The organism is Type-E symbiont of Plautia stali (assembly GCF_059731115.1).
Window position 1 is genome coordinate 1,578,549 of record NZ_AP035906.1, and the last position, 25,746, is coordinate 1,604,294.

Genomic DNA, 25,746 nt, shown 5'->3' on the forward strand with positions numbered 1-25,746 from the left:
TTTGCAGGTGAGATGGACCCTAAGCTTTCAGAGCTTCACAAAAAGTGTCCGTGTCGCTAACCCAGCCAAAGAAGGTTTCGATGTTGAAAATCGCCGCTTGTTGGGCAAATGCCGGTCCGGCCTGATAAGTGGCGTCTTCCAGCACCACGCCAAAATATTCGAGGAAGAAGCCATCGCGCAGTGTCGACTCAACGCACACGTTGGTGGCAATGCCGGTGAACACCAAGTGGCGGATACCGCGGCTGCGCAGCATGCTATCGAGTGGCGTATTGAAGAAGCCACTGTAGCGCGGTTTGGGCAGCACGATGTCTCCTGCCTGCGGCACCAGTTCATCCACCAGCGCATAATCCCAGCCGCCTTTCGACAGCAGCGTGCCCTGTAACTCCGGGTGCTTACGCATGGTTTTCAGTGCATTCGATTTATGGAAGTTAGGCGAGCCGGCATCACCCGCTTCAACGTACTGGTCATCCCAGCCGTTCTGGAACCAGATAATCTGCATGCCAGCGGCGCGCGCCGCGGTTACCGCCTGATGAATTTTGGCGATCACTGGTTTTGTGGCGGAGACATCAAAGCCAGCAAGATCCAGATAACCCCCTTCGGTGGCATAGGCATTCTGCATATCGACGACGATCAAGGCGCTTTGCGTCGGCGGCAGTGCAATCGCTTCTGGTCGGGCGGGCAGGGTGATATTGGACAAACTCGACGTATGGGCGCAAGTCACGGTACTCATCAGGCAACCTCCTTCTGCGAAGTGATAACGTTTTGACGACACTGCATTAATGGCTGGATACGCTCACCGAAATCTTCAATACCTTGCAAGAAGTCATCGAAGGTCAGAAGCACGCCCTGTGTGCCGTCAACCTCAGCGACTTCATCCAACATTCGTGCCACATTGGCGTATGAACCCACTAAGGTGCCCATATTGATGTTCACGGCTGATGTGGGATCGGCCATCTGACGCACGTTGGTGTCGCTGCCGGACTTGGTATCCTGCTGACTTTGGGTGGTGAGCCAGGCAAGCGCTTCTTCATCAGCACCCGCTTTGTAATGCTCCCATTTGGCGCGTGCGGCTTCGTCGCTTTCGGCAGCAATGATCATAAACAGCACGTAGGAACCGACATCCCGTCCGGCTTTATCTGCTGCGACTTTCATGCGGCTGGCGGTCGGGGCGAAGGCGGTAGGCGTGTTGACCCCTTTACCGAAACAGAAGTTGTAATCGGCATGCTGCGCGGAGAACGCCATGCCGGCATCGCTCTGACCGGCGCAGATCACCTTCATCGGTTTCTGCGGTTGCGGGCTCACGCGGCAGTCGTTCATGGTGAAAAATTCACCCTTGAAGTCACTCTGACCGGTGCCCCATAAATCGCGCAGCACGGTGACGTACTCGGTGAGGTATTGGTAACGGCTGGAGAAGTATTCATCACCCGGCCACAATCCCATCTGTTCGTATTCGGGTTTCTGCCAGCCGGTGACCAGATTGACACCGAAACGACCATTGGAAATCGAATCGATGGTGGCGGCCATGCGCGCCACAATTGCTGGGGGCAGCGTCAGAGTGGCTGCCGTGGCATAGATTTCAATTCTTGAGGTTACCGCCGCGAGCCCCGCCATCAATGTGAAGGATTCGAGATTGTGATCCCAGAATTCGGTTTTACCCCCGAAGCCGCGCAGTTTGATCATCGAGAGCGCAAAGTCGAAGTGATAATGCTCGGCCTTCAGCACAATCTCTTTATTCAGTTCAAAAGTCGGTTTGTACTGCGGCGCATGGGTGGAGATGAGCCAGCCATTATTGCCAATCGGGATAAATACGCCAATTTTCATGTGAAACCTCTCTGCATTGAACGGGCATTGCTGTACGCGCTGCACTGCTTCCTGCACGCATCCTGCGAGCGGCGCTCAGTCACAAAACTGCAAAGCCTGTGCCACATTTTTAAATACCTTGTACAACAATGTGTTAAAAACCATGGAAGGATGAAAGTGGAGTGGTTGGTCTAAATCAGACCGTTTGGTCAAAACTTTTTGCACGTTTTTCATGCGCGCGGTGGTCAAAAAAGGTGCAGGGAGAGCGATTAGGCAGGAAAGAGGGGCTTTGTTATGATGCGAACAGGCAGGATTGAAGAGGTAACAGTGTGAAAAGCGATGAAAAACAACCGGGCCGACGTTCACGTGCCGTTGCCGCAAAACGGGCTGCGATACTGGAAGCGGCGTTAAGCTTCTTCTCGCAGTTCGGAATTCACGGTACCAGTCTCGATAAAGTGGCAGAGCGTGCCGATGTCTCCAAGACCAATTTGCTTTACTACTATCCCTCAAAAGAGGTGCTGTATATCGCGGTTCTGAAGGAGATCCTTGATGTCTGGCTGGCTCCACTGCGCGCACTGCGCCACGATCAGGACCCACTGACCGCCATTCGGAAATATATCCGTCTTAAGCTGGAGGTGTCGCGCGATCACCCGCAAGCCTCGCGCTTGTTCTGTCTGGAGATGCTCCAGGGTGCGCCGTTACTCAAAGGTGAACTGGCCGGGGATTTAAAAGCGCTGGTGGATGAGAAGGCGGCGATCATCGAGCAGTGGATTGCGGAAGGGCGGTTAGCCGGGGTACAGCCGCAGCATCTGTTTTTCCTGCTGTGGGCCACCACGCAACATTACGCGGATTTTGCGTCACAGGTTGAGGCGATCACCGGCCAGACCCTGAGTGACCCGGAATTTTTCGAGCAAACGCTGGAGAATGTACAGCGCATGATTATTGAAGGGATCCGCGTGCGTTGATCCCGCTTTAGCCAGGAGAGTGCATGGATTCGCTATCACAACTGACGTTGGGCGCGGCGGTCACCGTCGCGGTGATGGGCAAGCGCGTGCCGCTATGGCAATCGGCGCTGGTGGGTGCGATTGCCGGCACCTTGCCCGATCTGGATGTATTTATCGATCATGGCGATGCGATTCGCAATATGACGCTGCATCGAACTGAGAGTCATGCGCTGATATGGCTCACGCTAGTTGCGCCTCTGCTGGCCTGGCTGATCGCAGGTGCAACACGCAGTCGCTCCCACTGGCGCGGCTGGTGTCTGGCAATTTGGCTGGCCCTGATCACGCATCCGTTGCTTGATCTGACAACGGTGTACGGCACGCAGCTGGGGTTGCCGTTTACCGATTTCCCCTACGCGATTGGCAGCATGTACATCATCGACCCGTTGTATACCTTGCCGTTGCTGATCGCGCTGGGGGTGGCGCTATGGCGGCGTGATGGAGTCGGACTGCGCTGGAATCAGGCGGGTTTGCTGATCAGTACGCTGTATCTTGGCTGGAGCATGGTGGTGCAGGGCGTGGCGACGCAGCATATCGATCGTGATTTAACTGATCAATCCATCAAGCCGCAGCAGGTGCTGGTGACGCCAACGGCATTTAATACCCTGGTGTGGCGAACAGTGATTATGACCCCCGATCGTTACGGTGAGGCCTATTGGTCACTGTTGTCACCCGATCGAGCACTGGAAATTCATTGGCATCCGCGCCACCCGCAATTGTTCGATGCGTTTAAAGGCGACTGGTATGCCGAGCGAGTGGCGTGGTTCAGCCATGGCTTTTACGCCATGCGCCAGCAGGGTGAAGAGACCTTGATTTCGGATTTAAGGATGGGAGAAGCGCCCAATTACACCTTCACCTTCAATCTGGGATCGGCACATGTTCCCGAACCGGCACCAGAAAGAGAGCCTTCGGTGCGGCCTTCACTGGTACAGGCATGGCATAAACTACGCGAAAGGTTATAAAAAAAGCCCCGAATTTTCGGGGCTTTTTGTTGGCAGGGTTATCAGGCTTTACGACGACGTAACAACCAGCCCATGGTGAGAATGACGAACCACAGCGGCGTGACCATTAACGCCTGACGAGTATCATCCTGCAAGGTCAGCAGGACAATCACAAAGGCGAAGAACGCCATGCACACCCAGCACATCAGCTTGCCCAGAGGCATCTTGAACTTCGACTCAGCGTGACGTTGCGGATGCTGTTTGCGGTAAGCCAGGTAGCTGCACAGGATGATGGTCCAGACGAACATAAACAGAATCGCCGATACCGTGGTGACCATGGTAAATACCGTCATCACATCGGGGATCAGGTAAATCAGCGCAACGCCGCACAGCAGGCAGAAGCAGGAGAAAAACAGCCCGGTGGTGGGAACCGCGCGTGCCGACAGGCGGCCAAATGCTTTGTGTGCCACGCCTTGTTCTGCCAAACCGTACAACATACGGCTGGTGGAGAAAATGCCACTGTTGGCGGATGATGCAGCAGAAGTCAGCACCACGAAGTTAACGATGCTGGCGGCGGCGGGTAATCCGATCAACACAAACATCTCAACGAAGGGGCTGCGGTCCGGCATGACCTGATTCCACGGCGTCACCGCCATAATCACCAGCAGTGCCAGAACGTAAAACATAATGATACGCACCGGAATAGCGTTAATCGCACGTGGCAGCACCTTGTGCGGATCTTTGGTTTCCGCTGCGGCCGTGCCGACTAACTCAATGCCGACGAAGGCAAACACCGCAATCTGGAAGCCAGCAAAGAAGCCGCTCAATCCTTTCGGGAACATACCACCGTGATCCCAGATATTGCTCAGGGCTGCCGCGCTGCCGCTGGGCGAAGGATAATGCATGCTCACCAGCACGATGCCAGTCACGATCAGGGCAACAATCGCCACGATTTTAATAATCGCGAACCAGAACTCCATCTCACCAAACAATTTCACCGTCGCAATATTGAGTGCCAGGAACACAAATATACACAGCAGTGCACTCATCCAGATGGAGAAGTCGGGGAACCAGAGTTGGAAATAGGCACTAATGGCCACCACATCGGCAATGCCCGTCACCACCCAACAGAACCAGTAAGTCCAGCCGGTAAAATACCCCGCCCACGGGCCGAGTAAATCGGCGGCAAAATCGCTGAAGGATTTATATTCGAGATTAGAGAGCAGCAATTCGCCCATTGCGCGCATCACGAAGAACAGCATAAAGCCGATGATCATATAAACGAAAATGATCGAGGGGCCGGCCAGGCTGATAGTTTTACCTGAGCCCATAAACAACCCGGTGCCGATCGCGCCACCGATGGCAATCAGTTGGATATGGCGGTTATGCAGATTACGCTGGAGCTTATCGGGCTGCTCGGCCTCGATAAGCGCCTCTTTGGATTGATCAACCATAAATATATCTTTCCTGTTTTGATGTTGTTTCAGCTCTACAGGCTGTTAGATAACGTGCCGTTTGATAGGGCAAGTGGCATAAGATAGTGGAAAGGTTGCAACTCTCGGTAATTGTTTTTTTACAATTGTGACCTTTTGCGGGGTTTACTCTGTCAGCAAATATTTACATGGCATAATCCACGGTGAATTTGCGTAAATCTTCAGCAATTAAGCCTTTTCTGCGTTATCTCTCCATTTTGCCACCTACACTTACGTCTTCTTTTTATGAGTAAACGTGAGGTGTGATGCGCGCATTATTAGCGATTGCTCTGTTGGCATTATGTGGCTGGTGGAGTTTGCCGTGGCTGAAAACGCATTTGCCGCCGCAGTGGAATCCATTTACACCGCTGTCGGTGACTGACCCTCCAGGATGGATGATGCGCTACAAATTGCAGCGCCTGAGTCACGATCCTGCGGCCTGTATGGCGGTGATGCATCGAGCCAGTCAGCAGGGGTGGGTACAATTTCGCGCCGTGCCAGCACTGCAAGGTGATTGCCCTATTGAACAGCCTTTGCGCGTGAGTGGTTTTGGTGAAGTGACATTGAGCAGCAGCTTTCTTGCCAGTTGCCCGATGGCGGTGAGCAGCACAATGTTTGTCCTCAACAGCACTCACGCCCTTCAGCAGGCAGGTATCAACAGCCCGATTCGGCGAATCACCCACGTCGGCAGTTACGCCTGTCGAAATATCTATCATCGCCAGCAGGGGCGTTTAAGCGAGCATGCAACAGCAGATGCATGGGATGTGACTGGGTTTCAGCTTGCAGATGGACGCTGGCTGCAGGTGGCAAAAAACTGGCATCAACCTGAGGATGCGGCAGCAGGGCTTCGCGCTTTATGGCACAACGGCTGTGCGACCTTTGGTAATGCGTTAGGACCGGATTACAACGCCGCGCATGCCGGACATTTTCACCTGGGCATGCGCGGCGCCGGATACTGTCGTTAGTCAGACGGCGGGATTAAGCCCTCGTTTTATCAGGAAATGATTAGCGGGCCAGGAGAATAGAAAACCGATGATCATGGCCAGTTGTAACATAAACCAGAAAGCCACCAGCAATGGATTGATTTGTTGGTTGAGAACAAATTTTAGTGCCAGTGCCATAAAGATAAAAATACCTAATTGATAAATCAGCAGGGGAAACGTTTCGGTTTTAAATGCTAATAATAACGCCCGGCCAAATGAACGTTTTTCACGTTGGCGGATAGCCAGGAACTGGAAAAATAAACCCACCACCAGAGAAACTATCAAGCAAATAATTGCCTGCATCCAGAGCGTTGGCATAATGGCGAACTGATTTAGCAAGGTGATTATTGGTAGGGTCATTATGTCGCCAAATATACAGGCCGCGGCAGATAATGAGGTGGAAATAAATATTGTTTGCCAGCTGGCATTACTCTGAATTTTTTGTGGAACCAGCAGCGCAAGTTTTACCTGACGTGAAGGTTTACGGCCCAGATACCACCAGGCTAACCATCCGATGAACGGCATATAGAGGCCGGTCAGTGGCCAGATGATATTCATGATGGCCACCGGATGCGGGTGACGGAAAAGATCTTTTAAGATCATCAGCGCTGTACAACCGCCCAGTACAAGGAAAGGTAATGCCAGTTGGTTCATCATAGTCAGCCCCGTTATGATGCTCGAATACGCATGACAATGCGCCAGTATGGTTGAGGGCGCAACGTCTTCCCCTGAAAAGTCCGCAGCGTCATCCCCCGCACATCCTCTAAGCGTAGCTGGAAAAGAGGGTGACGGAAATCACGTTATACCGCTCACCACAGAAATCACTGGGATTAAGAATGAACCGAATAGCCTTCGTTCCACAAATACCGCTATTACTCTTAGTAACCGCTTTCAAAGTGAGTGATTTTAGTTAATGACGATGCTAAAAATTTATCAATCTAATGATGATTTTCGATGAATAGGGTGATTGAAACTCCTTCGGAAAAATCCTATTCTAATCAGGAAAGAGGATTAAAGTTGTGAAGCTGTTGGCAAAATGTATCTGCTTTCAGTTCCCCATAATGGTAACGCATTGACATCAGGATGGTTATGATTGTTACCCCGCGGGCTGCTCTCATTTCAATCAATATTTTTTCTCTAGTTAATTTATTTTTTGTGTTTATCAGAACGAATAACAAGTTAAAGCGTGAAACAACGCTGAGGCAATAATGACGACCGATAATTATTTCGTCTGGCGTGGCGAAACTGAAAATGAATTTCAGGCGCTGACGGAAGTGATTCAAGTAAAAACGCTATTACAACAACACATTGAAGCGATGGGTTTCGATTCATTCGCTTTCCTGGTTCAACATCCCGTGCCTTTTACCCGGCCGCGCGTGTTTTTGTTCAGTACTTACCCGGAAAGCTGGGTTAAGCGCTATGAAAGCGAAAATTATTATGCTGTCGATCCGGTGCTGTTGCTTTGTCAGCGGCCGGGACGAGGCGTGGAATGGACGCGGGATTTATTTACCGGTGCCGGTAATTTATGGGCTGAAGCGAATGCGGCAGGGCTCAACAGCGGCTTTTCTTGTTCGGCAATGGCGCCAAATCGTGCCATTGGTATATTATCTATAGCATCATCGCTTCACAGTCAGACTCAACACTTACGCGTTCAGCTAGAGGTGAAACTGCACCTTCTGGCGGAACTGAGTTTGCGCGTGCTGGAGCGGCTAAATGATAGTTCAATGGCGGTTTTATCTAATGATTTTAGCCAACGCGAACTGGAAATTTTGAAATGGACGGCGGAAGGAAAAACTTCTGCGGAAATTTCACTGATTTTAGCGATTTCAGAACATACGGTGAATTTTCACCAAAAGAATATGCAAAAGCGTTTTAATGTTTCCAATAAAACGCAGATTGCGTGTTATGCGGCGGCAATTGGCCTGATATAGCAAAAAGGCAACTACTAATTTTAGTAGTTCCCACTCTTTAGTCAGTTGTCTACCCTGCGCCGGAACTTTGCCAGGCTGGCGCAAAGAAATCATTGCAAACATGGGGATGTCAGGGGCGCATGATGAAAGTAATTCAAACACAGCTTAAGGATATGCCGTCCTCTCTGTTGGCAGAATTAGGAACGTATCGCTATAGCGTTTTTGCGCGGGGTGAAGGTTGGTCTATCCCGCCGCGCTTAAGTACGCCCGGACAGGAGTATGATCGCTTTGATCGCTCCGATGTCACCTGGATGATCGCCTGGAATGCGCGCCAGGGGATTTGCGGCTGTGCACGTTTGTTGCCCTGGCATGAACCAGAAGTGCCTGAAGGCATGGTGCTGCCGTTCGATCAGGAAAAAGTCTGGGAAATGTCACGCTTTTCAGCACGCCTTGAGGTGGATGCAGAACTGCCACTGACGATTTTGTGGCATGCGGTGCAGTTGGCGGAACTCAGCGGTATGGAGTACCTGATCAGTTCAGCAACGCCGATGCTGGAAAAAATGTTTGAGCAGCACCACGTCGTGTACGAACCTTTATCACCCGGGTTGATTCAATCTGAGGATAATCTGTTTGCCATTCGTATTCCGGTTCATCAGCCGGCACTGGCGGACAAGTATCGTGGCACACGCCGGTTTAGTCCGGAAGAGGTGCTGCCGTCACTGGGTGTTTCAGTGAACTGGCAGTCACACAGTTGACCACCCCGCGCATCGCGCGGGGCTTCACCGCTTACTGACGGTAGGCGGTTTTAATCTGACGAATGGTGTTGCTGAACACTTCCGCCTGCGGCTTATCCGCTAACGCGCTTTGCACATAGCGCTCCATGTTAATGATCACCTTACCGGCATCCGCCTGACCCATCCCTTTCAGAATCAGCGTCACCATCATTTTCAGGCAAGCGACTTCATCGGCCAATGCCTGGGTATCCCGCGATGTTGAAAAGTCTTCATCACTCATCTTTGACTCCTTGGTGGTGTTACTGAATGTAGACACAATATCTGTGTGTAAAAAACAGAGTATATCATATGGTTGAATGAGGAATTTATCCCAGGCGAAGCGGTGGAGATTAAACCAACATTAAATGGATGTTTGCGTTATTAACAGGCAGGAAAAATCAGGCGTTGAAGTTATTTTTATTAAGCAAAGCCCAGCGGTCAATGAAATGAGCATAAATTATAACATAATGATATTAGTCACAATTTCACATTTTAATTCTTGCATGCTAAGCGTTTCACTCAAAAGATATCTGGGATTGAGCTCAATTTGATGTGTATCATTTCATTTGAGATTTATCTGCGTAGCCAGATGTTTTTTCCCCGGCAAACCCGGTAAGATGGCCCTCCTGAAATATATTTTTCCCCTCACTAACCTGCGGAGTACGTCCCGTTGATCAGTCTGCTTCTTGTTGATGACCATGAACTGGTACGCGCCGGTATTCGCCGCATACTGGAAGATATGAAGGGATTGGTAATTGCCGGGGAAGTGGCTTGTGGTGAAGACGCGGTGAAATGGTGCCGCAGCAATCCGGTCGACGTGGTGCTGATGGACATGAATATGCCGGGCATCGGCGGTCTGGAAGCCACGCGAAAAATTGTGCGCTTCAATCCTGACATCCGCATTATTATGCTGACCATCCATACCGAAAATCCGCTGCCGGCAAAAGTAATGCAAGCCGGTGCGGCGGGTTATCTGAGCAAAGGTGCAGCCCCGCAGGAAGTGGTGAGTGCGATTCGTTCGGTGCACTCAGGCCAGCGCTATATCGCATCAGATATTGCGCAGCAAATGGCGCTTAGCCAAATCGAGCCGCAAAAAGCCGAATCGCCCTTTAGCTGTTTGTCGGAAAGGGAATTGCAGATTATGCTGATGATCACCCGAGGGCAAAAGGTGACGGAAATTTCCGAGCAGCTTAATCTCAGCCCGAAAACCGTTAACAGTTACCGTTATCGTATGTTCAGTAAGTTGAACATCAGTGGCGACGTAGAGTTAACGCATCTGGCCATTCGACATGGTCTCTATAATGCGGAGCCGTTAATCAGTAGTGAGTGACGTTTTCAATTCCAAAGCCTTTCTGAGCACCGTGACCAGTCAGCCCGGCGTCTACCGCATGTATGACGCGACAGGCACGGTGATCTATGTCGGTAAAGCGAAAGACCTCAAAAAGCGCCTGACCAGTTATTTCCGCACTCAGGTGGGCAGCCGAAAAACCGAAGTCCTGGTCAGTAACATCCAAAACATCGACGTGACGGTGACGCATACCGAAACCGAAGCGTTGCTGCTTGAACACAATTACATCAAGCTCTATCAGCCTCGCTATAACGTGCTGCTGCGTGATGATAAATCCTATCCCTATATATTTCTGAGTGCAGACGCGCATCCGCGACTGGCGATGCATCGTGGTGCCAAACACGCGAAAGGGGAATACTTTGGGCCTTTCCCTAATGGCTATGCGGTGCGTGAAACCCTGGCGCTGTTGCAGAAAGTGTTCCCGATTCGACAGTGTGAAAACAGTGTTTATCGCAACCGCTCTCGCCCCTGTTTGCAATATCAGATTGGCCGTTGCCTTGGGCCGTGTGTAGCGGGTTTGGTCAGCGAAGATGAGTATGCGCAGCAAACCGATTACGTGCGGCTGTTTCTCGCCGGCAAAGATGATCAAGTCATCAACCAGCTGGTCAAACGCATGGAAGAGGCCAGCTATGGATTGCGCTTCGAAGAAGCGGCGCGTCTGCGCGATCAGATTCAGGCGGTACGACGTGTCACTGAGAAGCAGTTTGTCTCCAATCAGGGGGATGACCTTGATGTGATAGGGGTGGCATTCGACGCCGGTATGGCTTGTCTGCACGTGCTGTTTATTCGGCAGGGCAAAGTGCTGGGTAGCCGCAGTTATTTCCCGAAAGTGCCTGCTGATACCGATCTCACCGAAGTGGTGCAAACCTTTGTCGGCCAGTTTTATCTGCAGGGGAGCGAAGCACGCACTTTGCCAGCTGATATTCTGCTGGACTTCAGTCTGCCCGAACGTGAGTTGCTGGCCGATTCCTTGAGTGAATTGGCCGGCCGCAAGGTCAATATTCAAAGCAAACCGCGCGGCGATCGGGCTCGCTACCTTAAACTGGCGCGCACCAATGCGGCCACCGCTTTGACCACTAAACTGTCTCAGCACTCCACTATTCAGCAGCGACTAGCGGCGCTGGCCGTCTTTCTCGAACTCGACAGCATCAATCGCATGGAGTGTTTCGACATCAGTCACACCATGGGTGAGCAGACGATAGCTTCGTGTGTGGTCTTTAACCGCGATGGACCGCTGCGTTCGGATTACCGCCGCTATAACATTGAAGGCATCACGCCCGGCGACGATTACGCCGCGATGAACCAGGTATTACGCCGTCGTTATGGTAAAGCGCTGGAGGAGGACAAAATCCCTGATGTGATCATCATCGATGGCGGTAAAGGCCAGCTGGCACAGGCGAAACAGGTGTTTGCAGAGCTGGATGTGCCCTGGGATAAAGATCATCCCATTCTGCTGGGCGTGGCAAAAGGCACTGACCGTAAAGCGGGCCTGGAAACGCTGTTCTTTGAAGCGGAAGGTGAGGGCGTTTCCTTGCCGCCAGACTCGCCTGCACTGCATGTGATTCAACATATTCGTGATGACTCTCACAATCATGCAATTTCGGGGCATCGGAAAAAACGCGCCAAAGTGAAGAACACCAGCGCGCTGGAAAGCATTGAAGGGGTAGGGCCAAAACGGCGTCAACAGCTGCTTAAGTACATGGGGGGCCTGCAACCCCTGATGAATGCCAGCGTGGATGAGATTGCTAAAGTGCCGGGGATTTCCTTCGCGCTGGCGGAAAAAATCTACTACTCGCTGAAACACTAGCATTGAAACAGGGGGGGCAATGTAGGAACATACGTTAAATTCTACTCACACCAGACAGTTACTGGCATATGCAATTTAACATTCCGACGTGTCTTACCCTGTTTCGAGTTGTACTGATTCCATTCTTTGTGCTGGCATTTTATCTGCCTTTTCAATGGGCACCTTTTGCCACTGCATTGATCTTTGTCGTTGCCGCCGTGACTGACTGGTTTGATGGTTTTCTTGCCCGGCGCTGGAAGCAAACTACGCGTTTTGGCGCTTTCCTGGATCCTGTGGCAGACAAAGTGATGGTGGCCATTGCGTTGGTACTGGTCGCCGAGTATTTCCACGCCTGGTGGATTACCTTACCGGCAGCGACCATGATTGCGCGCGAAATTATTATCTCAGCCTTACGTGAGTGGATGGCGGAGATTGGTAAGCGCAGCAGCGTGGCTGTTTCCTGGATTGGCAAAGTGAAAACCACGGCGCAGATGTTCTCACTGTTCGCCTTGCTGTGGCGTCCAGACGCAACCGTAGTGGGAGTGGGCGTGGTGGCGCTGTATATCGCCGCGGTGCTGACCTTCTGGTCAATGTTCCAGTATTTGAGCGCCGCACGCGGTGATTTGCTCGATAGCTGATCGATGCGATTTAAAAAGCAGCAAACGGACGCGCTGTGTGGATAATTCTATTGACTCATTGCGTCAGATAAGTAGAATGCATCGCATCGAACGGCAGCGAGTCTGCAAGAAGCTGAATAAAATCAGCGAGTTCGGTGAATTGCGGGAATAGCTCAGTTGGTAGAGCACGACCTTGCCAAGGTCGGGGTCGCGAGTTCGAGTCTCGTTTCCCGCTCCAAATTTAGTCCTCCGTTGTTAACGGATGACACATCAGAATAAAGGCGCGTTGGCAGAGTGGCCATGCAACGGATTGCAAATCCGTCTACCTCGGTTCGACTCCGGGACGCGCCTCCAATTTACACCCTGCCCGGGTGGTGAAATCGGTAGACACAAGGGATTTAAAATCCCTCGGCTTATGGCTGTGCGGGTTCAAGTCCCGCCCCGGGTACCATATTTAGTAGTCGCTAAAACCAAATAAAATCAAAGCAATATGCAGTAATGTCGTGACCGCCCAAGGGCGGTTTTTTTGTGCCTGCAATTTACTTCATAATTTCAATTCCTAATATCTATCCTCGATATCAACTGCCCGTTACAATTGCTCATCTGCTCATCTGCTCATCTGCTCATCTGCTCATCTGCTCATCTGCTCATCTGCTCATCTGCTTTGGGCGCGATAAGTCTCAAGCTTGCGGTTGCCCTACGGGGCCTTTACTCATCGGGCCGCCCGGAACAGGTTGCTCTGTGGGCACATTCGGACGACCATCAGGCCCAATTGGCCTGTCGGATTGCTGGCAACCCATCAGCGAGACCAGACAAGTAATAATCAGCATTCCACCGAATAAACTCTTCATTAATCACGTCCTTTATTTGGGCAACCGAGCGTTGCTTCCTAAGCGTAGTCGATATATCGCTGACGAAAGCCCATAAAAAAGCTGCCATCTCGTTGGAGATGACAGCTTAGAGAAAAATCAATCTGGACGAAGTGACTCAAACTCACTTCATTGAAATCATCACCCCAAATTACCGCTCAGGCGATCGCGGAAATCGCTACTGCGGTTATCCAGCCCGATGACGGTGACTGTCGCACCGTGACGTTGATAGCGGTATTCAATGGCATCCAGTGCCGCGACGCTGGATGCATCCCAGATTTGTGCATGCGTCAGGTCAATGGTGACAACTTTTGGATCGTGTCCGTAATCGAAATGTTCGAATAAATCATTGCTGCTGCCAAAGAACAGCGGGCCGCGCACCGTGTAATAGACCTGTTCACCGTTATCGCTTAACTGGCGTTCAGCATGGATAACATGGGCAATACGGCGTGCAAACAGCATCATGGCGAGGATCACGCCAATCAAAACGCCCAGCGCCAGGTTGCCAGTCCAAACGGTGACCACAACCGTCAGGGCCATCACCGAGGTTTCTGACCACGGCATACGTTTTAGCGTGGCGGGTTGCAGGCTGTGCCAGTTAACAGTTTTCACCGCGACCACCATCATGATGGCCGCGAGGACCACCATAGGAATCTGCGCCATGATCTGGCTCAGTCCGGTGACCAGCAGCAACAGCACAATACCCGCCGCAATGGTTGAGATGCGCGTGCGTGCTTTGCCCAGCTCAACGTTAACAATGGTCTGACCGATCATGGCACAGCCAGCGATACCGCCATAAAAACCGGCCAAAATATTACCGACGCCGAGTGCCCAGGACTCGCGGCGCTTACCTGAAGGCGTATCGGTAATATCGTCCACCAGTTTGGCGGTGAGCAGAGATTCCATCAAACCCACGAAGGCGATACTCAGCGCGGTAGGCCAGACAATCTGTAACGTCTGTAAATTAAACGGCACCAGCAGCGTGGTAAATCCGGGCAAGCCTGAACTCATTGGCCCTTCATCGCCAACGTTAGGCACGCGATAACCCAGCAACAATGCCACCCCGGTGACGACGACAATGGCGACCAGCGGTGACGGGACGCTTTTCAGGATTTTGGGTAACAGCAGCACAATCGCCAGGGTCACGGCAAACAGCACCCATACCAATCCCGATTGCCCCCAGACGTGGGGAACCTGCGCGAAGAAAATCAGAATGCCCAACGCATTCACAAAGCCCAGCATCACTGAACGCGGAATATAGCGCATCATGCGGGACAGCCCGGCAAGACCAAAAATAATCTGAATGATACCGCCGAGAATGACCGCAGGAAGAATGTATTCAACCCCATGCGCGTGGACCATTGGTCCAATCACCAGTGCCACCGATCCCGCTGCTGCCGTGACCATGGCTGGGCGGCCACCTAAAATCGACAAGGTCAGACACAGCACCACCGAGGCAACCAGACTCACTTTGGGATCGACACCCGCAATAACAGAGAAGGAGATCACTTCGGGGATCAGTGCCAGAGCGGTAATCACCCCAGCCAGACACTCACGGGTAAGCAGCGCAGGCGAGCGTAAAACGCTGCCCACGGTAATATCGTTCGCCGCAGGGGCGTGTTCTGTAGATGGGCTCATAAATGTGCAGGCTCTTTAATTATTTTGCGCATACCGTCACGGCATGGCATCAACCAGTTGGACACTAAACGCGGGTGATGTTAGCGGGCATTGAGGGATGAAGCTAGCGGGAGAGCGAAGAAGAGAGTGATTCCGTCCCTGGAATCCGATATTACACCGAGAGATCGTCAGGTGTTTTGTTAACCACCAGTTCGAGAAGATGACGATAAATATCCAGTTGGATCACATCACTTTCCATCTCAAGGCGATTAATCAGCGAAGCGATGATGGCTTTATTGGTGACCGGCATTCCGGCTTGCAGGATTTCAGCGATGATCTGCCCGAAAACTTCCATCTCGGTGCTGTCGCTGTTACCGGCGAGTTTAAAGTAGTCAGCGATAGCGTCACTGCTGGTGGCGGTGTTTTGCATGTATGAAGCCCTTCAGATCGGTCTGATGGCAACCTGGCCTTCAGTTCCATGATGAAAAACTTACGCGCGGACAGGCGCGTAAGACCCAAACTCATCAACCAACGCAAAAAAGACACCTCTGAAGGTGGAAATCCAAAAACACCTTCAGAGGCGACGCAAAGTGCATCATTCGTTACGGAGCCAGTCGCTGGCTCACGGGAAGTAAACTTATACAATGAACCCTAACTTGTACAATGATATTTTTGAGGAATTTGTGCTTATTGTTATTTATCAGCGATTTAAATGATTTGATTTACACGAAACTTATACAAAATAGCTGTACATGGATAGGCTTTGTGGCAAGCCGCATCTATTTGAGAACAGAGTGGAAGGGCTGAGGCGCGCGAACTACAGTGCTAATGTAAGCAAACTTTTCATCAGGCTGACACTTTGTTTATAATAACGCACTTGTTTAGTTAGGTCTCTAATCATTAGGCTACTACGTTTTGAGTGACTATCCGCAACCTTTTTCGCGTTTATTACATCTTACGGCACATGCATGGCGGCTGGCAGTCGATCGTCGCCTTAAAGAGAGTGGCTTAAGTATGAGCAGTTGGATGGCCATCGCCACAGTGGCCACGGCCACGGAGCCGCCGACCCAGAAAGCGCTGGCCCAACTGTTGGGATTAGAAGAAGCGAGCGTGGTGCCACTGGTAGATCGACTGGTAAAACAGCAGTTACTGGCGCGCGTGCAGCCGAAAGAGGATCGCCGTAAACGCCTGCTGGTGTTGACCGAGCAGGGCGGCGTCGCATTTGCTGAAGTGAAAACCCAGGCAGACAGCTTGCGCGCACAGTTGCTGGCAGACATCGATCCTGAAGCGCTGGCAGTGACCGAGAAGGTTTTGCAACAGCTGCTGGCTCGACTGGGAAGTATCTAATCGTGGCAAAACGCAATCCTTATGCACAACGTGAATGGCTGCCTCATGAAAAACCGATGCTGCCGGGTTCACCTTCCACCCCAATCCACTCGCCCTCAAAGCGCGTGGCGTTTGGCATTATTGGACTGCTGATCTCCATCACCGGCGCGCTCAGTAATGCGCTGGTGACGGCCAATCTTACCAATCTTCAGGGCACCTTTGGCGCTTACAGCAATGAGATTGCCTGGCTGCCGGCTGTCTACGTGATGGGCAACATTTCCATCAACCTGCTGCTGGTTAAATTTCGTCAGCAGTTTGGCCTGCGGCTGTTTACCGAAGCTTTTCTCGTGCTTTACGTCATCGTGGCGTTCTTCCATATCCTGGCCAACGATCTCAGTTCCGCCATTATTGTGCGCACCGCTCACGGGATGGTGGGCGCGGCGCTAAGCTCCCTTGGTATCTATTACCAAATTCAGGCCTGGCCGGCGAAACACCGACTCAAAGCCCTGGTGATCGGCATTACCGCATCGCAGTTGGCGATCCCGCTCGCCCGTTTGTTCTCTACCGAATTGCTCCAGCTGGAAGAGTGGCGCGGTCTTTATCTGTTTGAGTTAGGGCTGGCGATGATAGCGCTCGGTTGTGTTTTGGTGGTGAAGTTGCCGCCGGGCGATCGTATCAAGGCCTTTGAAAAGATGGATTTTGTCACCTTTATCCTGCTGGCACCCGGCATGGCACTGCTGTGCGGCGTGCTATCGCTGGGCCGCATCGAGTGGTGGTTTACCACGCCGTGGTTGGGTATTTCATTAGCCCTTTCGTTGGTGCTGATTGTTGCGGCAGTGGTGGTGGAACATAACCGCGCGAATCCGCTGATTAACACCCGATGGTTAAGCAACGGCATGATTGTACGACTGGGCATTGTGATGATCATGATGCGTATTGTGTTGGCCGAGCAAAACACCGGCGCGGTGGGCTTCCTGCAACAGCTTGGGTTGCTGAATGACCAGATGCGTGGCCTGGCTTTAGCGATTATCGCTGGGGTGATTTTTGGCATGATCGCCAGTGCATTGACCATCAAACCGACGCATCTCAGTTGGCCGATCGTCACCTCGCTGGTGGTGATGATCATCGCCTCGTACATGGATGCACAATCCAGCCCAGTGACACGCGGCAACAATTTGTATGTCAGTCAGTTTTTACTCGGCTTTAGCAGCGCGTTCTTCCTCGCGCCCGCGATGCTGTTAGGGATTGGCGGTGTGGTGACGCAGCCGAAAAATCTGGTGAGTTTTGTGGTGCTGTTTGGCATGAGCCAAAATCTGGGCGGGCTGATTGGCTCGGCTATACTCGGCACCTTCCAGACGTGGCGGGAGAAGTATCACTCCAGCCTGCTGGGCGATCAGCTGTCACAGCTCGATCCCAATGTCATCGAGCGCCTCAGCCAATACAGTTCACTGTTTAGCAGCCAGTTGCCCGACAACGTTCTGCTCAGCGCGCAGAGCAGCAGCCAGTTACAAGCTGTGGCCACACTCCAGGCTAACGTGCTGGCCTACAACGACACCTATTTATTGACTGCCGCGATGGCGCTGATCACCCTGATGTGGGTGCTGTGGCGATTGACGCGGCTGCGTTATATCAACTGGCGTCAGGCACGCCATAATTTGACGGAACAGCGTCAGCAAGCTTCAAACCCGACGGAGAATTCATGAGCCAACAGGACGATATTCAGGCTGCGGAGCGCGAACGCGCCAACCGCCGACGCATTCTTTCCATCGCTTTCGGCAGCGGCATCGTGATCGTTGGCGTATTGGTGATTTTATACGCCTGGCAGCTGTGGCCGTTTACCAGCACGATTCAGTCAACGGAGAACGCCTATGTGCGCGGGCAGGTCACCTTTATCAGCCCACAGGTCAGCGGCTATCTGACCGACGTGAATGTGGTGGATTTACAACCGGTCACCAAAGGGCAGTTACTGATGACCATTGACGATCGTATCTATCGCCAGCGCGTGCATCAGGCGCAAGCGCAGCTGGATATGAAAATCGCTGCGCAAAACAATAACCAACAGCAACGCCGCAGTGCGGAAGCCAATATTCTCAGCAATAAAGCTGCGCTGGAGAATGCCAAAGCCCAGGCGCTGAAAAGCAGCCTTGACCTGAAGCGTGTAGAAAATCTGGCGGCCGATGGGTCGCTCTCCGTGCGTGAACGTGACGCAGCGCGTGCCGCTAACGCGCAGGCGCAAGCGCAACTTCGCCAGGCAGATGCGCAGGTTGCGGTATCGCAGCAGAGTTTACAAACGGTCATCGTGAATCGCGGTTCCCTGGAAGGCGATGTAGCCAGTGCCAAAGCCGCGCTGGAACTGGCCAATATCGATCTGGCCAATACACGTATTATCGCGCCCGACAGCGGACAGCTGGGACAATTGTCGGTGCGTAAAGGGACCTATGTCACGGCGGGCACGCGCCTGACATCAGTGGTGCCGGATAACAAATGGGTGATCGCCAATCTGAAAGAAACACAGCTGGCACGTGTGCGTCCAGGATTACCCGTGACGATTCGGGTTGATGCACTGGACGGCAAGCGTTTTGACGGCCGGGTTGAATTTATTTCCCCCGCTGCCGGTTCGGAATTCAGTGCAATTTCACCGGACAATGCCACCGGTAACTTTGTGAAGATCGCACAGCGTATTCCGGTACGTATTCAAATCCTCGGCGATACTGAAGAATTGCGTCCCGGCATGTCGGTTGAAGTCAATATTGATACTGCAGCAGAGCCGCACAAGGATGTGCCATGAAGCGGTTAATCCTCGCCTCGCTGATGACGTTGATGGTCAGCGGCTGCGCGACAGAAGTGGAAAAGGCCCCATCATCCTTACCGATCCCAGACAGTTGGCGCCAGCAGGTTGGCCCGTCGGCAGCTCCCGAAGCACAGTGGTGGCAACGCTTTGGCGACGATAACCTTAATCATTTAGTCAATCAGGCATTGCAACATAACAGCGATATCCTGATTGCCCGTTCACGGGTCGATCAGTACCGCGCGCAATTGCGTGCTGCGCAGGGGGATAATTTCCCCACGCTATCCGCCGGGGTTGCCGCCACACATCAGCGCGCATTGTCGGCAGTAACCGGGCAACCGTATGAGAATGCCGTCTTCCAGGGACTGTTGCAGGCAAACTATGACGTAGACCTCTGGGGCAGTCGCAGCAACAGCATTCTTGCTTCGCAAGCGTCTCTGGATGCCCAGCGTGCTGCAGCTTCAGCGGCTGAATTAACGGTTGCCAGTTCGGTGGCCTCCGGTTACCTCAGTCTGTGCGCGCTGGACGAACAATTGCGTGTCACCGAAGCGACGCTGGCCACGCGTGAAAACTCGTTAAATCTGGCGCAGCGCCAGTTTGAAACCGGCTATACCTCACGACTGGAGTGGATGCAGGCGGCTTCGGAATATCAGACCGCCAAAGCGCAGGTGCCGCAGTTACGGCATCAAATCGAACAACAAGAGAATGCACTCAGCGTGCTGGTGGGCATGAATCCGCGCGAGATTGCCCGTACCCGCAACTTCGACCATATCAAACCGCAGACGCTGCCGGCGTTGTTGCCGTCTCAGCTGCTCAACCGCCGCCCGGATATCGTGCAGGCACAGCGTCAGTTGATTGCCGCGGATGCCTCGCTGGCTTCGGCGCAGGCCGATTTATTGCCTTCACTTAATCTGACGGCGACCGGCACGCTGCAAAGTTTTCAACTGCATCAGTTACTCGACAATCCCTTCCGCCTGTGGAGCATTGGCGGTAGCATTCTCGCACCACTATTAAACCGCGAAGCACTGACGGCGCAGGTGGATGTGGCGATGGCCGCACGTAACCAAGCGCTTTATGGCTATGAGAAAGTGGTACGCGGTGCCTTTTCAGATGTGGATAACGCGTTGGATGCCATTCGCCGCAGTGAGGAACAGCTGACGGAATTGCAGAAGCAAGAAGGCTATGTGACAGAAGCATACCGCATCGCACGTAATCGTTATCAGAACGGTTATGCCTCTTATCTGGATGAACTGGACGCGCAGCGCACCTTGTTTAACACTCAGCTCAATATTGTCTCAGTGAAAAACACTCTGTTGCTCGCACAAATCGATCTTTACCGATCGCTCGGCGGCGGCTGGCAGGGCTAAACATCATGCCTCAAGCCGGTTTTGCGGCAGATTTTACGCTGTAAACCCGGCAATTTCTGCTTTTGCCATGAAATGAGGCGCTGCTTAAGTCATTCGTGCTTTTTTTTACTTGTCTTTACATATAGTGGTATTATTCGCGCGCTTTACAAAGTCTGAACGGATCAGTGCAAGTTCAATTACGCACACGGTCGCCATTTGTGGTGATTGGCTACGACAGGGGAAACAAAGGAAATGATGAATAAAAAAGCGGCGCTTGCCTTAATCGTGACAGCGGCATTAATGACGGGTTGCGCACCGCGCACCGCGCCCATTCAGAACGTGAGCCAGACCGTTGGGCAAAGCTACACGGATAGTCAAATGCAGCGCGCCATTGTTGAAGCCGGTGCGGCCAACCACTGGGTGATTTCCCCGGCAGGCCCGGGCGTGATGAACGGTAAGCTGTCCGAGCGCGGTCATACGGCCGACATTCGCATCACTTATGCTGCAAACAGCTACCGCATTGATTACGTGAGCAGTACCAATCTGAAAGCGGGCAGTGGCCAGATCCATCGTAACTACAACCGCTGGATTCAGAATCTGAACCAGGGTATTCAGACGCGTCTTGCGGTTCAGGCCGTAAAATAAGCGCCATGCGTGATCGCTGACATAATGTTTTAAAGAAAGCGCTAACGCTGCCGAAAGAGAAAACAGGCGGGCCACGTGCCCGCCTTGTTAATCGGCGACATTCGCATGAGACGGATGACGGACTCGAACGCAAGCAGGGAAGGGATGCCGCACAGCGAAAATCTGACCATCCCTGAGGCTGAAGAAAGAATACAGGTATGAAACTCGCTTACACCCTGGTTGACTGGCACGCGATTGCACCAGGTCACAGCACTGCCGATGAGTGGCAGCACTGGGCCGGACAGCAAACCGCGTTGGACGCCACCCTACCGATCGCCAAACCCCAATTTTTGCCGATGATGACTGCACGCCGCCTGAGTGCGGGCAGCCGTGCGGCTGTGGAGAGCGGGCTGGCGCTACTGGCACGTCAAACGGTGGATGCCATTGTGTTTACCAGCCGCCACGGTGAGCTGGAACGTAATCTGCGCATACTCACGGCGTTAAAAGATCAGCAGGCGCTCTCTCCGACCGATTTTGCCATGTCCGTACACAACTCTGCGGTGGGTAGCTTAACCATTGCGGCGCGACAGCCGCTGGTTTCTTCGTCAATTTCAGCGGGCATGGACAGTTTTCAACAGGGTTTGCTTGAGGTCGCGGCTTTGCATCAGGCGGGCTACGCGCAGGTGCTGCTGGTGGATTTTGACGGCGTAGTACCTGCCTATTATCAGCCGTGGCTACCCGAAATTGACCGCTTAAACGCCCCTTACGCGGTGGCTTTGTTGCTGCAATCTGGTAATGAGTGGCGCTGCACAGCAGAGCCCGCGCGCCCCGCAGCCGAGACTTTGCCGCAAAGTCTGCAATTCCTGCAGGCGATGTTGCAAGGTGACGAACGAATGACGATTGCCGGTGAACGTCACCTGTGGCACTGGGAGCGTCATCATGGCGGATAATTCGTTAGCCCTGCGCTGGCGTGCTGGCTGCAACTTTTACTGGCGACTGGTGATGACTGCCGTGAGTTTTACGCTGTTCAGCGTGGGCGGTCTGCTGCTGTCTGTGACCTGGTTTAACCTGCTGTTGCTGATTCAGCGCGATGGCCTGCGTCGTCGTCAGATTGCACGCAGCAGCATTGCCTGGAGCTTCCGCTGTTTCCTGCGCTTTTGTCGCTTTGTCGGTGTTTACGATTATCAGATCATTGGTGCCGAGCTACTGCGCCAGGATCGCGGCTGTCTGATCGTCGCCAATCATCCTTCGTTAATTGATTATGTGATGATTGCTTCGGTGCTTCCGGAGATGGATTGTCTGGTCAAAGCCGAACTGCAGCACAACATTTTTTTTAATGGCGTCATCAAATCTGCCGATTACCTGATTAACAGCGAAGCCGATACCTTGCTGCCCGATAGCCAGCAGCGTTTAGCGCGCGGCGATACCATCCTGATTTTTCCTGAAGGGACGCGTACCCGTTATGGTGAACCGTTAAAGCTGCAACGCGGTGCCGCCAATATCGCGGTGCGTGCCGGATGCGATCTGCGCGTGGTACATATCAGCTGCACCCAGCGTATGCTCGATAAGCAAAGTCGCTGGTATCAGATTCCGCTGGTTAAACCCGTTTTTACTGTACGCGTAAAATCGCGTATTGATAGCCAGGCGTTCAGTGAAGCCGAAGAAGATGCGCAGCCGCTCGCCGCGCGTCGCCTGACGCGTCACTTGCAACAGGCACTGGTCCCTGAAGAGACAAAGTAAGTTATGCAAGCACTGATTGACGACATCAAACTGATGATTATCGACACGCTGAATCTGGAAGATATCAGCCCGGACGATATAGAAACCGACGCACCCTTGTTTGGCGAAGGGTTGGGACTTGATTCAATCGATGCCCTTGAGCTGGGACTGGCGGTGAAAAATCGCTTCGGCGTACAGCTTTCCGCAGAAAGCGAAACCTTACGCGCGCACTTTTTTTCCGTGGCCACGCTGGCCGCGTTTGTTGAACAACAGCAAGCCTGAGAACAGTCAAGATGATGAATAAAGACGAAATTTACCAGGAAGTGGCCTCGCTGCTCACCTCGCTGTTTGAAATTGATGCCGATGATATCCGCCCGGATGCCCGTTTGTATGAAGATCTCGAACTCGACAGCATTGATGCGGTCGACATGGTGGTGCACCTGCAAAAACGTACCGGCCGTAAAATCAAACCCGAAGCCTTCCGTGCCGTTCGCACCGTGCAGGATGTGGTGGACGCTGTCGTTCAACTGATGCGCGACGAAGCCTGATTCCCGGCATGACAGCATTTCTGCGCCTGTTAAATGGTCTGGCCCTGCTGGCCTGGCCGTTTCTGGTGTGGCTTGCCGTCACCCATCCGCAATGGCGCGGCGTGATTGCTGTGTTAGCCCTGCTGTTTGGCTGGCGCATCTGGCAGTTACGTCATGCGCAGGGCGCGATGGGGCGGGTGATGCTGTCGCTGGCGCTGGTGGGGACCTTACTGTGCCTCGCCAGCATGCTGTTGCGCAGTCAGCATTTGTTGCTGTGGTATCCGGTAGTCGTGAATGGGCTGATGCTGCTGCTGTTTGGCACATCTTTGTGGAGCCCGATGCCGCTGGTCGAGCGTTTAGCGCGGCTGCGTGAAGCGGATTTGCCCGCGCGGGCCGTGCGCTATACGCGGCGCGTGACACAGGTATGGTGTGGTTTTTTCATTTTTAACGGCAGCGTGGCGTTGGCCACTTGCCTGCTCAATGATCTCTCGCTGTGGACACTCTGGAATGGGTGCATCAGCTATCTGCTGATGGGCGCGCTGATGGGCGGCGAATGGCTGCTGCGTCAGCGTATGAGGAACAAGGCATGAAGGTGGTGAGTATCCGCGACTGGCTCGAAGCGCCGGATCGTGTCCTGGCCTGGCAAGGGCAGCAACAGCATTGGTTATCGGAGATGCGTCAGCAGGTGCTGGCGTTAATGGAAAAACTCCAAAGCCAGCCGGGTCAGCACTGGGCGTTGTGCTTCGATAACAGTTATCACTTCACGGCGGCGCTGCTGGCGTTATGGCACGCCGGTAAAACCCCGGTGATCCCCGGACATTGTCGGGCCGCGCAGCTGGAAGAGATGGCAGAACAATTGGATGGCGTGATCAGCGATATGCCGCTGGCGGTGTCCCTGCCACAGTTGCGCTGGGACGGTGCACTGGCGCTGGGCGAACTGCCTGCCATCGCCGAAGATGCCGAACTGGTGCTATTCACCTCCGGTTCCACCGGCACGCCGCGTCGCGTGGTGAAATCACTGCGTGCACTCGATCTTGAAGCGCAGTGGCTGGCAGCGTTATGGGCCGATCGTCTGCAGCAATGCCACGTGATTGCGTCAGTGAGCCATCAACATCTGTATGGCCTGACGTTTCGCATTGTGTTGCCGATGGCGCTGAGCTTGCCACTTGCCGCTCAGCAAATTTTTTACGGTGAACAGCTCGCCGATCAGCGTCGCGATCGTCGCTATGCCTTTATCAGTAGCCCGGCTTTTTTGCGTCGCCTGGATCCTGCCCTGGATGCACCATCATGTGCGCTGATTGTTTCGGCTGGCGGGGCTTTGCCCTGGGCTGATGCACAGCACGCTCAGCGCGCCTTTGAGTGTGCGGTGGATGAGATTTACGGCAGCACCGAAACCGGCGTGATCGGCTGGCGCTGTGCGCAGGAAGAAAACGCCCCGTGGCACTGTTTTCCTCAGGTCAGGCTGGAGCGGCAGGCATCTGCTGAATGGCGGGTGTTTTCGGCGTTGCTGGAAACCACTGAGGGTTGGCCGCTCGACGATCGGATTGTACAACAGCCCTCCGGCACGTTTCAGCTGGCGGGCCGTCAGGATCGGGTGGTGAAGATTGAAGATAAGCGCGTTTCACTCAGTGAGATCGAGCGAAGACTGCTGGCCTTACCCGGCGTAGAAGACGCGGCCGCTCTGGCGATTCAGCGTCACGGACGCCAGGCGATTGGCGTGGTGCTGGCTTTGCCGGACACGCTGGATGCCGCAACGCTGACCCAACGTAAGAAACAATGGAAAATCGCGCTGCAACCCTGGCTGGAGCCGGTTGCCATGCCGCGCTACTGGCGCGTGGTCAACGCGATTCCGGTTACGGCGCAAAGCAAACGCGCCTGGCCCCAAATTGAGGAACTGTTTGATGTTGCCGGTTGAACTCAACGCCCTGCAGCAGGGCGCAACACTGACGCTGCGCCTGCATGCTGCCGCGGATCTGTTTTGGTTCCGCGGCCACTTCCCGACCTTACCGATTTTACCCGGCGTGGCGCAGCTCGACTGGGCTTTACATTACGGCCTGTCACGCCTGGCCATCGGTAAACACTTCCGTTCAATTGAGAACATCAAGTTTCAGCAGCCGGTGCCGCCTGATGCGGAGCTAGAGCTGCAGCTGAGCTGGCAGGAAGACAAATCACTGCTGAGCTTCAGCTACAGCCTGATTTACGCGGACAGCACTGAGATTGCCAGCAGCGGGAAGATTCGCCTGTGCTGAATGCGCCTTTCAAACCCTGTGTTCTGATTCCCTGTTACAACCACGGCGCC

28 protein-coding genes and 3 tRNA genes are annotated in these 25,746 nt (G+C 53.2%); 23 read left to right on the forward strand and 8 right to left on the reverse strand.

The window, feature by feature from the left end; translation table 11 throughout:
- Positions 1-19: 19 nt before the first annotated feature.
- Both rutB and rutA read right to left on the reverse strand, forming a co-directional pair.
- Positions 20-730: a pyrimidine utilization protein B gene (rutB, locus tag AC6I8L_RS07150; RefSeq protein WP_058959635.1), complete on the reverse strand. Its 711-nt coding sequence runs from the start codon at positions 728-730 to the stop codon at positions 20-22.
- Positions 730-1,821: a pyrimidine utilization protein A gene (gene rutA, locus AC6I8L_RS07155; protein ID WP_058959634.1), complete on the reverse strand. Its 1,092-nt coding sequence runs from the start codon at positions 1,819-1,821 to the stop codon at positions 730-732. Before rutA ends, rutB begins: the two co-directional genes overlap by 1 nt.
- Before the next feature lie 308 nt (positions 1,822-2,129).
- On the opposite strand from rutA, the gene rutR reads away from it, so the two are divergent.
- Positions 2,130-2,765, forward strand: a complete 636-nt coding sequence (rutR, locus tag AC6I8L_RS07160; RefSeq protein WP_034820328.1) for an HTH-type transcriptional regulator RutR — start codon at positions 2,130-2,132, stop codon at positions 2,763-2,765.
- A gap of 23 nt (positions 2,766-2,788) precedes the next feature.
- The gene (locus AC6I8L_RS07165; RefSeq protein ID WP_058959633.1) at positions 2,789-3,763 is read left to right on the forward strand and encodes a metal-dependent hydrolase; all 975 of its coding nucleotides are present in this window, start codon (positions 2,789-2,791) and stop codon (positions 3,761-3,763) included.
- Between the two features lie 41 nt (positions 3,764-3,804).
- Here the strand turns inward: AC6I8L_RS07165 and cycA are convergent, their stop codons facing one another.
- Positions 3,805-5,196, reverse strand: a complete 1,392-nt coding sequence (gene cycA, locus AC6I8L_RS07170; RefSeq protein WP_058959632.1) for a D-serine/D-alanine/glycine transporter — start codon at positions 5,194-5,196, stop codon at positions 3,805-3,807.
- Between the two features lie 284 nt (positions 5,197-5,480).
- Between cycA and AC6I8L_RS07175 the strand changes: the two genes are divergently transcribed.
- Positions 5,481-6,179 carry an extensin-like domain-containing protein gene (locus AC6I8L_RS07175; RefSeq protein ID WP_058959631.1) on the forward strand — a complete coding sequence of 233 codons (699 nt, stop codon included), beginning with the start codon at positions 5,481-5,483 and terminating at the stop codon, positions 6,177-6,179.
- Here AC6I8L_RS07175 and AC6I8L_RS07180 read toward each other — a convergent pair whose 3' ends face one another.
- Positions 6,180-6,854, reverse strand: a complete 675-nt coding sequence (locus AC6I8L_RS07180; RefSeq protein ID WP_034820313.1) for a DUF4396 domain-containing protein — start codon at positions 6,852-6,854, stop codon at positions 6,180-6,182.
- 551 nt (positions 6,855-7,405) lie between these two features.
- Between AC6I8L_RS07180 and AC6I8L_RS07185 the strand changes: the two genes are divergently transcribed.
- The gene (locus tag AC6I8L_RS07185; RefSeq protein WP_058959630.1) at positions 7,406-8,128 is read left to right on the forward strand and encodes an autoinducer binding domain-containing protein; all 723 of its coding nucleotides are present in this window, start codon (positions 7,406-7,408) and stop codon (positions 8,126-8,128) included.
- A gap of 122 nt (positions 8,129-8,250) precedes the next feature.
- Positions 8,251-8,862, forward strand: a complete 612-nt coding sequence (locus tag AC6I8L_RS07190) for an acyl-homoserine-lactone synthase (protein ID WP_034820307.1) — start codon at positions 8,251-8,253, stop codon at positions 8,860-8,862.
- Between the two features lie 31 nt (positions 8,863-8,893).
- Here the strand turns inward: AC6I8L_RS07190 and AC6I8L_RS07195 are convergent, their stop codons facing one another.
- Positions 8,894-9,121, reverse strand: a complete 228-nt coding sequence (locus tag AC6I8L_RS07195) for a DUF2594 family protein (protein ID WP_034820303.1) — start codon at positions 9,119-9,121, stop codon at positions 8,894-8,896.
- Positions 9,122-9,550: 429 nt separating this feature from the next.
- Between AC6I8L_RS07195 and uvrY the strand changes: the two genes are divergently transcribed.
- From uvrY to AC6I8L_RS07225, 6 genes are all read left to right on the forward strand, one after another.
- Complete coding sequence (gene uvrY / locus AC6I8L_RS07200) at positions 9,551-10,210, forward strand: UvrY/SirA/GacA family response regulator transcription factor (protein WP_034820300.1); 660 nt, start codon at positions 9,551-9,553, stop codon at positions 10,208-10,210.
- Positions 10,203-12,035: an excinuclease ABC subunit UvrC gene (uvrC, locus tag AC6I8L_RS07205; protein ID WP_058959629.1), complete on the forward strand. Its 1,833-nt coding sequence runs from the start codon at positions 10,203-10,205 to the stop codon at positions 12,033-12,035. The genes uvrY and uvrC overlap by 8 nt, the downstream gene beginning before the upstream one ends.
- Positions 12,036-12,103: 68 nt before the next feature.
- Entirely contained in the window at positions 12,104-12,652 is a 549-nt protein-coding gene (pgsA, locus tag AC6I8L_RS07210; RefSeq protein ID WP_034820295.1) for a CDP-diacylglycerol--glycerol-3-phosphate 3-phosphatidyltransferase, read from the forward strand.
- Positions 12,653-12,793: 141 nt separating this feature from the next.
- Positions 12,794-12,869 (forward strand) — tRNA-Gly (locus AC6I8L_RS07215).
- Between the two features lie 42 nt (positions 12,870-12,911).
- Positions 12,912-12,985 (forward strand) — tRNA-Cys (locus AC6I8L_RS07220).
- Positions 12,986-12,996: 11 nt separating this feature from the next.
- A tRNA-Leu gene (locus AC6I8L_RS07225) sits at positions 12,997-13,082 on the forward strand.
- A 229-nt stretch (positions 13,083-13,311) separates the two neighbouring features.
- Here the strand turns inward: AC6I8L_RS07225 and AC6I8L_RS07230 are convergent.
- From AC6I8L_RS07230 to AC6I8L_RS07240, 3 genes are all read right to left on the reverse strand, one after another.
- The gene (locus AC6I8L_RS07230) at positions 13,312-13,482 is read right to left on the reverse strand and encodes a hypothetical protein (RefSeq protein ID WP_167347096.1); all 171 of its coding nucleotides are present in this window, start codon (positions 13,480-13,482) and stop codon (positions 13,312-13,314) included.
- 159 nt (positions 13,483-13,641) lie between these two features.
- Positions 13,642-15,138: a SulP family inorganic anion transporter gene (locus AC6I8L_RS07235; protein ID WP_058959628.1), complete on the reverse strand. Its 1,497-nt coding sequence runs from the start codon at positions 15,136-15,138 to the stop codon at positions 13,642-13,644.
- A gap of 151 nt (positions 15,139-15,289) precedes the next feature.
- Complete coding sequence (locus AC6I8L_RS07240) at positions 15,290-15,547, reverse strand: biofilm/acid-resistance regulator YmgB/AriR (RefSeq protein ID WP_058959627.1); 258 nt, start codon at positions 15,545-15,547, stop codon at positions 15,290-15,292.
- A gap of 485 nt (positions 15,548-16,032) precedes the next feature.
- Here AC6I8L_RS07240 and AC6I8L_RS07245 point away from each other — a divergent pair, with 485 nt between their 5' ends.
- From AC6I8L_RS07245 to AC6I8L_RS07300, 12 genes are all read left to right on the forward strand, one after another.
- Positions 16,033-16,464, forward strand: a complete 432-nt coding sequence (locus AC6I8L_RS07245; RefSeq protein ID WP_058959626.1) for a MarR family winged helix-turn-helix transcriptional regulator — start codon at positions 16,033-16,035, stop codon at positions 16,462-16,464.
- 2 nt (positions 16,465-16,466) lie between these two features.
- Positions 16,467-18,146 (forward strand): MFS transporter, encoded by a 1,680-nt coding sequence (locus tag AC6I8L_RS07250; RefSeq protein WP_034820282.1) that lies wholly within the window; start codon positions 16,467-16,469, stop codon positions 18,144-18,146.
- Positions 18,143-19,231 (forward strand): HlyD family secretion protein, encoded by a 1,089-nt coding sequence (locus AC6I8L_RS07255; RefSeq protein ID WP_058959625.1) that lies wholly within the window; start codon positions 18,143-18,145, stop codon positions 19,229-19,231. Before AC6I8L_RS07250 ends, AC6I8L_RS07255 begins: the two co-directional genes overlap by 4 nt.
- A complete protein-coding gene (locus AC6I8L_RS07260) occupies positions 19,228-20,598 on the forward strand; it encodes an efflux transporter outer membrane subunit (RefSeq protein WP_058959624.1) in 1,371 nt (456 codons plus the stop codon). Before AC6I8L_RS07255 ends, AC6I8L_RS07260 begins: the two co-directional genes overlap by 4 nt.
- A 231-nt stretch (positions 20,599-20,829) precedes the next feature.
- The gene (locus AC6I8L_RS07265; RefSeq protein ID WP_097119582.1) at positions 20,830-21,222 is read left to right on the forward strand and encodes a hypothetical protein; all 393 of its coding nucleotides are present in this window, start codon (positions 20,830-20,832) and stop codon (positions 21,220-21,222) included.
- 197 nt (positions 21,223-21,419) lie between these two features.
- On the forward strand, positions 21,420-22,151 hold the full coding sequence (locus tag AC6I8L_RS07270; RefSeq protein ID WP_058959623.1) for a beta-ketoacyl synthase chain length factor: 732 nt from the start codon (positions 21,420-21,422) through the stop codon (positions 22,149-22,151).
- Complete coding sequence (locus tag AC6I8L_RS07275; RefSeq protein ID WP_058959622.1) at positions 22,141-22,941, forward strand: lysophospholipid acyltransferase family protein; 801 nt, start codon at positions 22,141-22,143, stop codon at positions 22,939-22,941. The genes AC6I8L_RS07270 and AC6I8L_RS07275 overlap by 11 nt, the downstream gene beginning before the upstream one ends.
- A 3-nt stretch (positions 22,942-22,944) precedes the next feature.
- Positions 22,945-23,202 (forward strand): phosphopantetheine-binding protein, encoded by a 258-nt coding sequence (locus tag AC6I8L_RS07280; protein WP_034820252.1) that lies wholly within the window; start codon positions 22,945-22,947, stop codon positions 23,200-23,202.
- 11 nt (positions 23,203-23,213) lie between these two features.
- The gene (locus tag AC6I8L_RS07285; RefSeq protein ID WP_058959621.1) at positions 23,214-23,468 is read left to right on the forward strand and encodes an acyl carrier protein; all 255 of its coding nucleotides are present in this window, start codon (positions 23,214-23,216) and stop codon (positions 23,466-23,468) included.
- Between the two features lie 8 nt (positions 23,469-23,476).
- A complete protein-coding gene (locus tag AC6I8L_RS07290) occupies positions 23,477-24,037 on the forward strand; it encodes a COG4648 family protein (protein ID WP_153012269.1) in 561 nt (186 codons plus the stop codon).
- Positions 24,034-25,362: an AMP-binding protein gene (locus AC6I8L_RS07295; RefSeq protein ID WP_058959619.1), complete on the forward strand. Its 1,329-nt coding sequence runs from the start codon at positions 24,034-24,036 to the stop codon at positions 25,360-25,362. Before AC6I8L_RS07290 ends, AC6I8L_RS07295 begins: the two co-directional genes overlap by 4 nt.
- Positions 25,349-25,696, forward strand: coding sequence for an ApeI family dehydratase (locus AC6I8L_RS07300; protein ID WP_058959618.1), 348 nt, complete (start codon positions 25,349-25,351; stop codon positions 25,694-25,696). The genes AC6I8L_RS07295 and AC6I8L_RS07300 overlap by 14 nt, the downstream gene beginning before the upstream one ends.
- The last annotated feature ends 50 nt before the right edge of the window (positions 25,697-25,746 follow it).